The organism is Variovorax humicola (genome assembly GCF_037889915.1).
GTDB lineage: Bacteria > Pseudomonadota > Gammaproteobacteria > Burkholderiales > Burkholderiaceae_C > Variovorax > Variovorax humicola.
Window position 1 is genome coordinate 211,668 of the sequence record NZ_JBBKZV010000008.1, and the last position, 13,666, is coordinate 225,333.

Annotated in this window: 12 protein-coding genes and 1 pseudogene; 9 read left to right on the top strand and 4 right to left on the bottom strand. The window is 66.4% G+C overall.

Features of this window, described 5'->3' with window-relative positions:
- Positions 1-256 precede the first annotated feature (256 nt).
- Genes WKW80_RS16190 through WKW80_RS16200 form a run of 3 tightly spaced genes read left to right on the top strand, consistent with a single transcriptional unit; the run spans position 257 to position 3,371 of the window.
- On the top strand, positions 257-2,167 hold the full coding sequence (locus WKW80_RS16190; protein WP_340364588.1) for an adenylate/guanylate cyclase domain-containing protein: 1,911 nt from the start codon (positions 257-259) through the stop codon (positions 2,165-2,167).
- Positions 2,164-3,189: a dienelactone hydrolase family protein gene (locus tag WKW80_RS16195; RefSeq protein ID WP_340364589.1), complete on the top strand. Its 1,026-nt coding sequence runs from the start codon at positions 2,164-2,166 to the stop codon at positions 3,187-3,189. Before WKW80_RS16190 ends, WKW80_RS16195 begins: the two co-directional genes overlap by 4 nt.
- Before the next feature lie 32 nt (positions 3,190-3,221).
- The gene (locus tag WKW80_RS16200; protein ID WP_340364590.1) at positions 3,222-3,371 is read left to right on the top strand and encodes a hypothetical protein; all 150 of its coding nucleotides are present in this window, start codon (positions 3,222-3,224) and stop codon (positions 3,369-3,371) included.
- Positions 3,372-3,518: 147 nt separating this feature from the next.
- Here WKW80_RS16200 and WKW80_RS16205 read toward each other — a convergent pair.
- Positions 3,519-4,402: pseudogene (locus WKW80_RS16205) on the bottom strand (LysR family transcriptional regulator).
- Positions 4,403-4,521: 119 nt separating this feature from the next.
- On the opposite strand from WKW80_RS16205, the gene argC reads away from it, so the two are divergent.
- From argC to WKW80_RS16220, 3 genes are all read left to right on the top strand, one after another.
- Positions 4,522-5,499, top strand: a complete 978-nt coding sequence (gene argC, locus WKW80_RS16210; RefSeq protein WP_340364591.1) for an N-acetyl-gamma-glutamyl-phosphate reductase — start codon at positions 4,522-4,524, stop codon at positions 5,497-5,499.
- A gap of 143 nt (positions 5,500-5,642) precedes the next feature.
- Positions 5,643-5,783 (top strand): hypothetical protein, encoded by a 141-nt coding sequence (locus tag WKW80_RS16215; RefSeq protein WP_340364592.1) that lies wholly within the window; start codon positions 5,643-5,645, stop codon positions 5,781-5,783.
- 117 nt (positions 5,784-5,900) lie between these two features.
- Positions 5,901-6,380 (top strand): VOC family protein, encoded by a 480-nt coding sequence (locus tag WKW80_RS16220; RefSeq protein WP_340364593.1) that lies wholly within the window; start codon positions 5,901-5,903, stop codon positions 6,378-6,380.
- Between the two features lie 247 nt (positions 6,381-6,627).
- On the opposite strand, the gene WKW80_RS16225 is transcribed toward WKW80_RS16220, so the two are convergent.
- Complete coding sequence (locus WKW80_RS16225; protein ID WP_340364594.1) at positions 6,628-6,813, bottom strand: hypothetical protein; 186 nt, start codon at positions 6,811-6,813, stop codon at positions 6,628-6,630.
- 652 nt (positions 6,814-7,465) lie between these two features.
- On the opposite strand from WKW80_RS16225, the gene pflB reads away from it, so the two are divergent.
- From pflB to WKW80_RS16240, 3 genes are read left to right on the top strand one after another with little or no spacing between them, the layout of a single operon-like run.
- The gene (gene pflB, locus WKW80_RS16230; RefSeq protein WP_422822915.1) at positions 7,466-9,727 is read left to right on the top strand and encodes a formate C-acetyltransferase; all 2,262 of its coding nucleotides are present in this window, start codon (positions 7,466-7,468) and stop codon (positions 9,725-9,727) included.
- Positions 9,728-9,736: 9 nt separating this feature from the next.
- Positions 9,737-10,594, top strand: coding sequence for a pyruvate formate-lyase-activating protein (gene pflA, locus WKW80_RS16235; protein WP_340364595.1), 858 nt, complete (start codon positions 9,737-9,739; stop codon positions 10,592-10,594).
- Positions 10,595-10,628: 34 nt separating this feature from the next.
- Positions 10,629-12,221 (top strand): aspartate:alanine exchanger family transporter, encoded by a 1,593-nt coding sequence (locus tag WKW80_RS16240; protein WP_340364596.1) that lies wholly within the window; start codon positions 10,629-10,631, stop codon positions 12,219-12,221.
- A 21-nt stretch (positions 12,222-12,242) separates the two neighbouring features.
- On the opposite strand, the gene WKW80_RS16245 is transcribed toward WKW80_RS16240, so the two are convergent.
- Positions 12,243-13,091, bottom strand: coding sequence for a TauD/TfdA dioxygenase family protein (locus tag WKW80_RS16245; protein ID WP_340364611.1), 849 nt, complete (start codon positions 13,089-13,091; stop codon positions 12,243-12,245).
- Between the two features lie 155 nt (positions 13,092-13,246).
- Positions 13,247-13,666, bottom strand: a 420-nt coding sequence (locus WKW80_RS16250; protein WP_340364597.1) for a porin, incomplete at its 5' end; no start/stop codon positions are given.

Consider the following 13,666-nt stretch of genomic DNA (forward strand, 5'->3'; position numbering starts at 1 on the left):
CCGAAGTCCCACGTAGCGCCCAGGTTGGCGATCGCTGCCTTGGGGGTGATGCCCTGGCGGTTGCAGCGCCGATTCAAGCGGACACCTGTCTCACACGAGCGGCGCCGATGCGGGGCCAAGCGACAAATTGCAGACGGGCCGCCCGATATTTCAGGCTTTCCTCCCCCCTTCTGGGGAGGAAAAGGCCACATATTTCGGTTCGTCGGTTGACAATGGCCGTTGCTAGTCCCAGGAGTTTGCCCGCCCGCAATCCACCATGCAGACCGACATCCGACATCGACTGTTGGCCATCCTGGCAGCGGACGCGGCGGGCTATTCGCGGTCGATGGCGCTCGATGCGATGGGCACGCTGGCCGCACTTGACGAGGCCCGCCAAATCTTTCGCACGCATGTCGCGCTGATGGGCGGGCGCGTCGTGGACACCTCCGGCGATTCGGTGCTGGCTGTGTTCGACACGGCGGTGGGCGCAGTCCGGGCCGCGGTCGCAGCCCAGGATGAACTCGCTTCCCGATCGAGCCACCCGCCTGCGCAGCTCCAGTTGCAGTTCCGCATCGGCATCCACGTTGGCGACGTGATCGAGAAGCCCGACGGCACGGTCTACGGCGACGGCGTCAACATCGCGTCGCGCCTGCAGGCGCTCGCGGAGCCCGGCGGCCTGGTTGTGTCGCACGCTGTCGAGGAGTTGTCGTCCGACCAGACGCGCGCCAACTTCGAGGACATCGGCCCGCAGCGGGTGAAGAACATCACCAAGCCTGTGGGCGCATTCCGGCTGGTGCCTGCCGCCACACCAACGTCGACCGCGCCGGCAGCGCTGGCCACGCAGCGTCCGCGCACGTCCCGGCGCCGCTGGCGCTGGGTCATCGCGGGCATCGTGGTGGCCTGCGTCATCGGCGGCGCCACTGCGACGTGGCAGTGGCAGCGGCATGCCACGCCGCCGATGAACATCGACGAAGAGGTCATCAACCGGCGCGCGCTCGCCGTGCTGGCCTTCAACGACCGGCGCGGCAAGGCCGCCGGCTCCACGCTGGCTGACGACATGGCGGACGCCATCGGCACCCAACTCGAGCGCGCAGGCGTGCGGGTCATCGAACGCCGCGCCACCATGCAGCAGGATCCCGCCGCGCCGGAATTCGAGCGCATCGGCCGGGAGCAGGCGGTGCGTTTCGTGCTGGGCGGCCGTGTGGTCCGCGATGGCAGCACCGTCCGGGTGGCTGCCAACCTGACCGAAATCGCCACTGGCGCTGTCTATCGCCTGCACGATGCCGAGTTCAAGAGCGACGAAGAAGCCGTGCGCTCTCCCTATGGACGGGACGTCGCCAACGCGCTGGCGGCGCGCTACTACGAAATCGAAGGCGTGCGGGCGAGGCTCCCCGGCCGTGAGAAGGACCCGGTCGACGCGATCGTCCTGGCCTGGCGCGACCTCGACCGCGGCAACACGCCGGAAGACCTGGAACGGGCGCGCCAGCGCTTCGAGTTCGCCGCAGAGGTCGACCCGAACTCGGTCGATGCTTCGATCGGCCTCGGCGTGGCGCACCTCGTGGCGTTCTACAACTACTTCAGCAAGTCCCCGCGCGACGAGCTCGACGTCACCGAAAAGGTTCTCAAGCGAGCGCTGGACCTCGGCCCGGCCAATGCGCAGAACCTGTCGGCATGGGCCGAGATGCTGTTCCTCCGGCAGCGTCCCGACGAGGCGTTCTGGGTCTGGCAACGCAGCTTGGAGATCAGCCCCGACGACCAGGCCAGCCACCTGCGGATGGCGATCGCGCTGGTGCGGCAAGGCCGCTTCGCTGAAGCCCAGCAACACATGGCCAGGGCGTCCAGCCTGCAGGCCTACCAGACGCGGACGAAGCAATGGCTTATCCAGTGCCGGGCCGACGCTGCCTTCGCGCAGCAGCGCGACGATGAAGCCTACGAGATCCTGCGCAACTGGGCGGCCGAGTTCCCGAACAACGGCCGGCCCTACCTCATGCTCGCGGCCATCGACGCATTGCATGGGCGCAAGGCAGCCGCCGCGGCCAACATGGCACGGCACCGCCAGTTGCAACCGCTGAGCAATATCGCTTACGTGGTTCTCACCTACCCGTCGACTGACCTCGGCTTCCTTGCGCAACGCGAGCGGCTGGTGGAAGGTCTTCGAATGGCAGGACTCCCGGAGGGCAGCAAATGACTCGGCTCCATTCGACGCTTCGCCGTGCGGCAACGCTGGCCATCGCAGTGCTTTGCAGCGTCGCGGTCTGCGCGCAACAAGACCCGCTGGTGTGGTCGCCGAGCCGATCCGCGCACCCTTGGCTGCAACTTCCGCTGACCTACGCGCAGCCACAGGGCGGCACCCTGGTCAGCTTCAAGTCTCCGCGCGAAGGCGCGCCGGATCTCGAGATCAAGGCCGTGGTGTTCAAGCCGCCCGGTGACGCCAAGGCGGCGGTGGTCATCGTCAATGCTGCGGACGGCTGGAGCGACATGCGCGAGGGCCATTACGCCCGGTCGATCAATTCCGCCGGCTATGCGGTACTGGTGATCGACACCTACGGCGCGCGGCGCGTGGCGTCCGCGTCGACCGACAACACGGCCATCAGCCTCTACGAACAGATGCGCGACACCTTCGCCGCAAAGCGCTATCTCGTCTCCCTCGGCTACCCTGCCGACCGGATGGCGCTCATGGGATCCGGACGCGGTGGGACCGTGGCCCTGCTGGTCGCCGACCAAACATTCCTTCCTTCGGAAAAAGCCGACCGGTTTGCGCTCGTGATGGCGGTGGGCGCTACCTGCTTTCTCCACCCGCGGCAGCCCAAGCCAAGCGCCCAGGTGTTCATCGCGATTGGCGGCAAGGACGAAGTGACAGGCGTCAAGCCGTGCCAAACGCTCGCGAGCGAGTACGCGGCAGCGGGTGGCAGCAACCAGGTCAAGGTGTACTCCGGGGCAACCACGGGATTCGACGGCGATCCGAAGGACCGCATCATGTTCCGGAACGCGAACATCGAAAGCCTGGCCAATTGCAACGTCGTGGTCGAGCCGGACGGGCGCTTCAACTACGACGGCAAGACATTTGCAGAGACCGACCCGGCCCCGCTATTCACGGAAATGCGAAAGAGCTGTATCAAGTACGGCGCCTCCATCTACACCAACGTCACCCAGAAGGCCAACGTCACGCTCGACCTGATCGACTTTCTCGATGCCAATTTCCGCCACTGAACGGGCCGTGTCGGACGGGACGCGGACGCTGCATGACAGACGATGATGCGCCTGCAAAGGGCTGCGGGGCGGGCGGGATCGCCTTGTCGCTCGTGCCGTGGATGAACCACGACGGAATGAACTTCCACGCCGGCGATCCCGAGGGCTCGGCAAATGCGGCTGCGCTCAAAGCCGCGGGGTAGCCTCGATCAGGTGCGCCGCGCGCCAGGGCACGTCCGCGGCGAAGCAGGGGCGGTACTCTGATGCCTTGACATAGAGGTCGTAGTTGAGGCGAATCAAGCGCGCCGCAATACACGCTGGCATTCTCGACCCGTTGCGGGCAATACGTTTCAACGCTCCTTCATGCTCAACAAGGCCCGAAGCGTCACTTCCGTCGCATCGTCGTCCGGCCTGGTCCGATGCGCAATGCCCAGCGCCCTCTTCAGCGCCGGCCGCAGCGGTCGCATGCTGATGCGCCGATCAGGTGGCGGCGCGCCTGCTTCGTGCGGCAACAGCGCGGCGCCGTAGCCTGCTGCCACCAGGCTCTTCATCGCATCGTTGTAGTTCAACTCGATGCGCGCCTGCGGCCGTTCGCCGGCCGCGGCGAACCATTCGGCGGTCTGGCGCGAGAGTCGGGTGCCGCGATCATTGGCGATCAGGGGCCGGGCGGCGAGCCAGGCAGGCGTCACGTGCCGCGGCGGTTTCCAATCGGCCGGGATGAACGCCAGCACCGGATCCTGGCGCCAGGCCTGCACGCGCAGGCCGCGAAGCACCGCTGCGGCAGCGCGACGATGCCAATGTCCAGGCTGCCGGCGGCGAGCCGCACCAGTGCTTCCTCGCTGGTTATCACCGCGACCTGCACGTCGATCTCCGGATGCCGGGCGGCCAAGCCCTCCAGCGCCTGCGGCAGCAGGTGCGCGAGCGCGCCGGTGGAGGCGCCCAATCGCACGCGGCCGCCGCGCGCGGCGATCTGGCGTTGCACGGTCTGCAGCAGGTCGTCGGCTTCGGCCAGCAGCCGCCGTGCCTTGTCGATCAGCAGGCTGCCGGCGGACGTCGCGGTGACGCCGGCCGGCGCGCGGTGCAGCAGGCGCATCCCGAGGCGGGCTTCGAGCAGCGCCACGTGCAGCGTCACCGTGGGCGGCGCCAGGTGAAGTGCCTTGGCCGCCGCGGCGAACGAGCCGAGATCGGCCACCGTCAGCAGCGTGCGCAGGCGGTCGAGATTGATTTCGCGCATCGTGCAACTTTCGTCGTCAAAGAGTGATTCAGAATGTCTGAACTGGTAGTTTGTCAGATTCAACTGGCCTGCATGCGATGGGTGATGCACCATGCGCTTCGAACTCAATCGGAGCACTCATGACCCCTCTCGTTTACATCGCTGGCGACCAAGGCACCACCGGCCTGGAAGTGCGGCAATGGCTGGCGGGGCGGACCGACCTGCGCCTGCTGCAATTGCCGTCCGGCCATCGCAAGAGCGCGGCCCATCGCGCCGAGGCGCTGAATGACTGCGACGTCGCGTTGCTGTGCCTGCCGGACGATGCCGCGCGCGAGGCCGTGGCGCTGGTGCGCCGGCCTGGCGTGCGGGTGATCGACGCAAGTTCGGCCCACCCCACCGCGCCGTGCTGGGTCTATGGCCTGCCGGAACTGGACGCTGCGCAGGCCGAGCGCATCGCCCATGCCGGGCGGGTCAGCAATCCCGGCTGCTACCCGACAGGGGCGCTGGCACTGCTCAAGCCCCTGGTCGACGACGGCCTGGTGCCGGCCGACCATCCGCTGGTCATCCACGCGGTGTCAGGCTATTCAGGACGAGGCCGAGCCGGGCTTGAGGATCATGAAGGCGCCGGCGCTGCCACCGCGGTGCCCTTCCAGGTCTACGGCCTGGGCCTGAACCACAAGCACGTGCCTGAGATCCAGCAGCATGCCGGCCTGGCGCATGCGCCGGTGTTCGTGCCGGCGTATGGCCACTATCGACAAGGCATCGTGTTGACGATCGCGCTGCATCTGCGCCTGCTGCCCGCCGGCGTGACGGGCGCGCGCTTGCACGCCGCGCTTCAAGCGCGCTACGCAGGGCAAGCTTTCATCGATCTGGAACCGCTTGCCGAGGACGTCGATGCGCGGCGACTCGACCCCCGGGCGCTCAACGGCAGCAACCGATTGCGACTCGCGGTGTTTGAGCAGAAGCGCACGGGCCAGGTGCTGCTGGCCGCGGTGTTCGACAACTTGGGCAAGGGCGCCGCGGGAGCGGCGGTGCAGAACCTCGATCTGATGCTCGGTTTGTCGGCGGTACGACACCTGGAGCGCGGCGACCCATTTCACAGCGTGCGGGCCGCATGACATTGTTCAGTGGTAGAGATCGCCCCGAGCAAGTCGCTCGCGTTGGATTGCCCCCTTTCCGGGCAGGGCTGGATGTAGCGCGTGACGTGCTTGAGCAAGGCGAACCGTCCCAGCGTCGGCGAGCCGGGGATGGGCTTGGCCACATGTTCCACATGATGAACGAGGCGCGCATCGGCGTGGGCCTGACCGCCTCGGCCCTCGCCTACACCGGCCACGCCGCGTGGCTGGTCGTGCCCGATCCGGTCGAGCGCACGCCGCTGGACACGCCCGCGCACTGGTTGTAAGCGGCAAGAGCGGGTGTCAGCCTTGGGACCTCCCCGACCTCCTCGGGTGCGCCTCATCGGCCCAGGCGCACGCCTGCGGGTAGGATGCACATCCCGCTCACGAGTTGGAGAACGAATGTGATCCCCAAGAACACGATCTGTCTCTGGTACGACGGCACCGCGCTGGACGCCGCGCAGTTCTATGCCCAGACCTTCCCGGACAGCGCGGTGGGTGCGGTCCATCGCGCGCCTGGCGACTATCCCTCGGGCAAGCAGGGCGACGTCTTGACGGTCGAGTTCACCGTCATCGGCATCCCTTGCCTTGGCCTGAACGGTGGCCCGGAGTTCAAGCACAGCGAGGCTTTTTCGTTCCAGGTTGCGACTGACGACCAGGGCGAAACCGACCGCTTGTGGAACGCGATCGTGGGCAACGGCGGCCAGGAAAGCGCCTGCGGTTGGTGCAAGGACAAGTGGGGCCTGTCGTGGCAGATCACGCCGCGCGTCCTCACTGCAGCATTCACCGACCCCGATCGCGCCGCAGCCAAGCGCGCTTTCGAGGCGATGATGCAGATGAGAAAGATCGACATCGCGGCGATAGAAGCGGCCTGGCGCGGCTGACGCTCCCGGTCCGTTTGCAATGACCGATCAAGGCTGCCTTGGGGCGGACGAATGGTCGGTGAAGGACAGGGCCCCGCGGCCATGGCCACGTGGCCGAACTGCGCGCAAGCCAGGGCAGCGCGACGAAAGCCGGGCAGGCACGCGCTCGGCAGCGGGTCCCCGGCACGCCATCGGCAGACTCCTCACCCGGCACAACCCTGAGGCCACGACGCCGTAACCCAGCGCCGCGCGGCTCAGGCGCTGCCGGTCAAGCGCCGAGAAGGCGCAACACTTCGGTGACGGCAAGCTTCCCCACGAACCAGGCGATTGCCACCAGCACAAAGGGGGCAGCCAGCGCGCAAAGCGATGCCATGAGCATCGGAACGTTTGCCTTCGAAGCGTTGCCGATCCGGATTGGGCTATTGAGGGCCGACATAGGTGCTTGGCCGTTCATTGATTATTGATTCGACTTCCGATGCTCGCAGAAGTTCGTCAATGTCATGAGGTGTTGCGGGGAGACGGAGGCGCATGCGGCCACCTCTCCGGTCCCGTCCAATTCGGGCCTGGCCTTGGGCAATGCGGCATTTGCATGCAAACACGGCATGCCCGGTGTCGGGCCGCCGGGCGTAAATGTCGGCAGGACGCCTTTTCTCGCGGCGAATCGACGACCAGAGGTTGATGGGCCGCCGCCGCGATAGACAGCGACATGCTTTGGCAGGGAGGTGCCGGAGGGCCGACTTCACGGACTGCCTGCTTCCGTGCCGCCCGCCGTTGAAATCCAACCAAAGTAGGATTTTCGCGCCGTCCGCCAGCGACTAGCGTTGGGCACTGGCAGAGGTTCGTGCTACCGGCATGGGTGCCGAAGATGGACTGATAGGACGAGGCACCGCCGGGAACCTCGAGCCGTCGGCGGCGGACCTCGCGCATCCGAGCGAGGCCACGCGGTTCGGTCCAGGCCCATCGGCCGGCGCATCGGATGCGGCCGCCTGCGTGACCATGGCCGAGGAACGCGTCAGGTTTTGATTTCACGGCAGGCGAGCCTCGGCTCGCCCTAAAAGCCGCCTTGCGGCGAAAGCAGAAGCTACGAGCACCAGAAGGAGACAGTGATGGACACCATACTTGCGTTCGATCTCGCGACCATGGCAAGCGAGGGCGCGTGGCGCGATTTCACGCCCGGCCAGTGGCAGACCCGGGTCAACGTGCGCGAATTCATTCAGCGCAACTACACGCCCTATGAGGGCGACGGCAGCTTTCTCCAGGGGCCCACGGCGCGCACGAAGGCGATGTGGGACAAACTCACGCCGCTGCTGGCGCAGGAGCGCGAGAAGGGCATCCTGGGTGTATCGCAGATTCCCTCGGGCATCCTGGCGCACGAAGCCGGCTACCTCGACAAGGAGCAGGAGATCATCGTCGGCCTGCAGACCGACGCACCGCTGGTGCGGGCGATCATGCCCTTCGGCGGCTGGCGCGTGGTGGAGGACAGCCTGCGCGCCTACGGCTACGAGCCCGATCCGGCGCTGATCGAGATATTCACCAAGTACCGCAAGACGCACAACGTCGGGGTCTTCGATGCCTACACGCCCGACATCCGCAAGGCGCGCTCGGCCTCCGTGGTCACCGGCCTGCCCGATGCCTACGGCCGCGGGCGCATCGTCGGCGACTATCGCCGCGTCGCGCTGTACGGCGTCGACTTCCTGGTTGGCGACAAGGAACGCGAGAAGCAGGAACTGGACGATCGGCACTCGACGGAGGACATCATCCGCCTGCGCGAGGAACTGGCCGAACAGATCCGCTCGCTCAAGGAACTCAAGGAGATGGGAACGCGTTACGGCTTCGACATTTCCGGCCCGGCGAAAAATGCGCGCGAGGCGGTGCAGTGGACCTACTTCGGCTATCTCGCCGCGGTCAAGCAGCAGAACGGCGCCGCGATGTCGGCCGGGCGCCTGTCCACCTTCTGGGACATCTATTTCGAGCGCGATCTTCGTGACGGCACGCTGAACGAATCCCAGGCGCAGGAGATCATCGACGACCTGGTGATCAAGTGGCGCATGGTTCGCTTCCTGCGCGCGCCCGAGTACAACCAGCTCTTCTCGGGCGACCCGGTCTGGGTCACCGAGGTGGTGGGCGGCCAGGGCGAGGACGGGCGCACGCTGGTGACGAAGAGCGCGTTTCGCATGCTGCATACCCTGAACAACCTGGGGCCGGCGCCGGAGCCCAACCTGACCGTGTTCTGGTCGCCCCGGCTGCCCGACGGCTTCAAGCGCTTCGCCATCAAGACCTCGATCGACACCAGTTCCATCCAGTACGAGTCCGACGATCTGATGCGCCCGAAGTGGGGCGACGACTGTGCCATCGCCTGCTGCGTGTCGGCCATGCGCGTGGGCAAGCAGATGCAGTTCTTCGGCGCGCGCGTGAACCTGCCGAAGACGCTGCTCTACGCACTGAACGGCGGGCGCGACGAAGTGAGCGGCGCGCAGGTCGGACCCCATCTGGCGCCGGTGACCGGCGACCTGCTCGACTACGACGAGGTGATGGAGCGGCTCGACCCGATGATGGACTGGCTGGCGAAGACCTACGTCAACGCTCTCAACATCATCCACTTCATGCACGACAAGTACTGCTACGAAGCGATCGAGATGGCGCTGCATGACCGCGACGTATTGCGCACGCTCGCCTGCGGCATTGCGGGGCTGTCTCATGCGGCGGACAGCCTGTCGGCGATCCGGTACGCGAAGGTCCGCCCGGTGCGTGACGATCGCGGGCTCATCGTCGAGTTCGAGACCACGGGCGAATTCCCCTGCTTCGGCAACAACGACGACCGCGTCGACGACATCGCCCGCCTCCTGGTGTCGAAGATGATGAGCAAGATCCGCATGTACCCGAGCTACCGCAACGCGACGCACACGCAGTCGGTGCTGACCATCACGTCGAACGTGGTCTACGGCAAGGGCACCGGCAGCACGCCGGACGGGCGCAAGAAGGGCGAGGCCTTCGCGCCGGGCGCCAACCCGTCCAACGGGCGGGATACGCATGGCGCGCTGGCGGCGCTGATGTCGGTGGCCAAGATTCCCTATGACGACGCGGAGGACGGCATCTCGCTGACGCTGTCGGTCGTGCCCTCGGCGCTCGGCAGCGAGAGCGAGCGGCTCACCCGCGGCACCGATGCCCTGGACGCCTACTTCTCCAGCGGCGGCTTCCACGTCAACATCAACGTGCTGAACCGCGAGACGCTGCAGGACGCAATGGCCCATCCCGAGAAGTACCCCCAGCTCACGATCCGGGTCTCGGGATATGCCGTCAACTTCATCAAGCTGACCCGGGAGCAGCAGCTCGACGTGATCAACCGCACTTTCCACGGTGCCATGTAGGAGCGCGCCATGGGCCAGACACTCAGCGGCAGCCGCTATGAACTGCACGTCTCGAGGAGCGGGGCGGCGCAGTCGAAATCGCAGGACTACTTCACGATCCACGCGGCCGATCTCGAGGAGTCCGGCGACCCCGGGGAAGACCTCGTCGGCAACGTGCATTCATGGGAGGTGGGCAGCACGGTCGATGGCCCGGGTATCCGCTTCGTGGCCTTCCTCACGGGCTGCTTCCTGCGTTGCCAGTACTGCCACAACCCGGACACCTGGCACAAGAACAACGGCCGGCCGGTGAGCGTCGCGCGCGCCATGCAGGAGATACGCAAGTACGCACAGGTTCTGAAGATCAGCCACGGCGGCGTCACGCTCTCCGGCGGCGAGCCCATGGTGCAGAAGGCTTTCGCCATGCAGATCTTCAAGCGCTGCAAGCAACTCGGGTTGCACACCTGCATCGACACAGCCGGGCGCCTGGGTGATCGCATGACGGACGAAGACCTGGCGCTCATCGACCTGCACCTGCTCGACATCAAGTCCGGCGACCCGGCCATCTACGAGCAGGTCACGCGCCAGCCGCTGCAGCCAACGCTCGACTACGCGCGCCGCCTGTCCGACCTGGGCCGCCCGATGTGGGTGCGCTACGTGCTGGTGCCGGGTCTCACCGACGGCTACGACAACGTGGAGAAGGTGGCCGACGTGTGCGCCGGGCTGAAGTCGCTCGAGCGGGTGGAGATCCTGCGCTTCCACCAGATGGGCCGGGACAAGTGGGAGAAGCTCGGACTCGAATATCCGCTGCGGGATGTCGAGCCGCCTTCGCCCGAGTTGGCCGAGCGCGTCCGCGGGCAGTTCAGGAGCCGCGGCCTGACGGTGTACTGATTGCTGGCGATACACAGGAACACAGGAGAACGCAATGGAGACCTTGAGCAGTCTGTTGGGGCCGCAGCCGATGATGGCGATGTTCCTGACCATCGCGATCGGCTATCTGCTGGGTGAGGTCAACGTCAAGGGCTTCTCGCTCGGCGTGGGCGCGGTGCTTTTCGTGGCCCTGTTCATCGGCTGGCTGGCACCCAAGTCGGCGCCCGCGCCGATGGTGGGCACGCTGGGTCTTGCGCTGTTCCTGTACGCCGTCGGCGTGCAGTACGGCAAGCAGTTCTTCCTGGGCCTCACGAGTTCCGCCGGCCGGAAGGCAAACCTGATCGCGCTGTCCGGCGTGTTGCTCGCCGGCGTGGTCAGCGTGCTGTTCCTCAAGATGACGAACCTCGAAACCGGCCATGCGCTCGGCCTGTTCGCTGGAGCGGGCACCAGCACGCCGACGCTGCAGGCGGCCATCGTGAAGCTGGGCAACGACGATCCCGCGGTCGGCTACTCGGTGGCCTATCCGCTGGGTGTGGCGGGGCCGATCCTCTTTCTGTACGTGACCTTCATGCTGCTCAAGCCGAAGATCGAGATGCCGCCGGGAGGTGGCCTGGAGTTGCTGGAAATCGCGCCGCAGGAGTCCGCGTTGAAGGGCAAGACCATCGGCGACCTGCTGGCCAGCCTGCCGGCCGGCATCGAGATCGCGGCACTGCGGCGGGCGCATCACAATCTGCCCGCTACGCACTCGATGGCGCTGGCCGCGAACGACGTGCTACTGGTCACCGGGCCGAGCCGAGAGGCGCTGGAGGGGGCGGCCAGGCAACTCGGCGAGGTCCATGAGGGGCGGATCATGGGGGATCGCCGCGACCTGGACTACCTGCGCGTCTTCGTATCCCGCCCGACCGTCGCCGGGCGCGCCCTGGCGGACTTGAAGCTGCCGGATGGCAAGCCCCACGTGGTCGTGCAGGTAAGGCGTGGCGACGCCGATATCGTGCCCAAGCCCGACCTGGTGCTCGAGTTCGGCGACCGCGTCGGACTGCTCGCGCATCGCGATGAATTCGGGGCGTTGCGCAAGTTCTTCGGCGATTCCATCAAGGGAACCGCCGAGTTCAGCTACATCTCCATCGGACTCGGGATGGCGCTCGGATTCCTGCTCGGCGCCATCAACTTTCCCTTGCCAGGCATTGGCAAGCTCGCGCTGGGCCTGTCGGGCGTGCTGATCGTGGCCCTCGTGCTCGGCAACATGCGCCGCACCGGCGGGCTGAACTGGACCATACCGCTGTCGGCCAACCTGGTGTTGCGCAACCTCGGCCTGACCCTCTTCCTGGCGCAAGTCGGCATGTCGTCGGGGCCGAAGTTCGCGGCCACGGTTTCCCAGACCGGATTCCTGATGATCGGCCTGGGGGCCATCGTCGTGGTGGCGCTCGTGCTGCCCATCCTGGTATTGGGACTGGGTGTGTTCAAGATGCCTTTTGACGAAGTGGCGGGCATCGTCGCAGGCGCGTGCGGCAATCCCGCCATCCTCGCCTACTCGAACAAGCTCGCGCCCACCGACAAGCCCGACATCGCCTACGCGATGATCTTTCCGGGAATGACGATCATCAAGATCCTCTTCGTGGACATCGTGCCTGCGTTTCTGGGTGGGTGAGCGCCCGGGCGCGCAGCGCGGTCAGAAGGGCTTGTCGCCGACGATGCCGGCACGCTCCAGGTTGCGTACCGCCGGCCAGAAGTCCTGCGCCGCATAGTGCTGCGTGCAACGGTTGTCCCAGATTGCGACGCTGTTCTTCTTCCACTGGAAACGCACCTGGTATTCGGGCACGCTAGCCTGGCTCACCAGGTAGTTGAGCAACAGGCTGGCGCCGGGTGCATGGTCCAGGCCAAAGCGCACGTTGCCAGGCGTGTGGTAGTTGGTGAAGTGGGTCGTGAAGGCATTGACGAACAGGACCTTCTCGCCAGTCTCCGGGTGCGTGCGCACCACCGGATGCTCGGCATCGGGGAACTGGGCGTGCAGCGCCAGGCGCTTCTCGACCGGCATGGCGGCTCCGAAGCTGGCCTCGATGCTGTGGCGCGCGCGCAGCGGCGCGATCTGCGTCTTGATGTGCTCGGGCAGGCGGCGGTATGCCTCGCCCATGTTGGCCCACAACATGTCGCCGCCGACCGCCGGGCCTTCGACGCAACGCAGCACGGCACCCATCTGCGGGCACTCGCGCCAGGTGGTGTCGCAGTGCCAGGCGTTTTCGTACTGCTCCTGGCGGCTGTCGGGTCCCTTGTAGATGCGGACCAGACCGGGGTGGTCGGGGTCGCTGCCGACCACCGGATGATCTTCCAGCGATCCGAAGCGCTGGGCGAAGGCCACATGCTCGGCGCGTGTGAAATGCTGGTCGCGCAGGAACAGCACCTTGTGTGCGAGCAGCAGCCTGCGAATCTCGGCGAACAACGCGTCGTCGTGCACCGCGTCGGCCAGGTCGACATCGTGCAACTCGGCACCGATGGTAGGGGTGAGCGCGTTGACACGCATCGTGCGGGAACGCCGGGATGCAGATGTTGCGGCGGCAGGAGAGCCGCTCTTGGTAGAAGTGCGCATTCTTGTCTCCTTGGATCATGCAGTCCGACGGCTGGCCGGCAAGCGCGGGCCGGCTCAGCCGTCTGGACATGCTCAGCGTGAACGCCGGATCAGAAGGCGTGACGGATACCGACGTCGTAGCCCATCGCGTTCTTGGCCTGGTAGCCCGAACCGGTGGTCAGGAACGTGTTGGTGAACTGTGCCGTGCCGGTCGTGAAGTTGCTGTTGGTGTTGAAGGCAGCACCATCCTTATTCTTGATCAAGGCCGCCGTCGTGTACAGCGCGGTGCGCTTCGACAGGTTGTGCACGTAGCCCAGGGCGAACTTGTCGGCCTTCGGTTCCGGCGCAGTCAGCGCAGCGGCGAGCGTGGGGGCCGAGGTGTAGCTCAGCTTGACGTGCGACCAGCCCACGACGATCAAGCCAGGCCCGACGGGGATGGTTGCGCCCAGGAGGGCACCGTCACCCTTGAAGTCGCCCGTGCCGACGAGCGGCGGGTTCACGTACTCGAACACGTTCTTGGAGCGCGACCA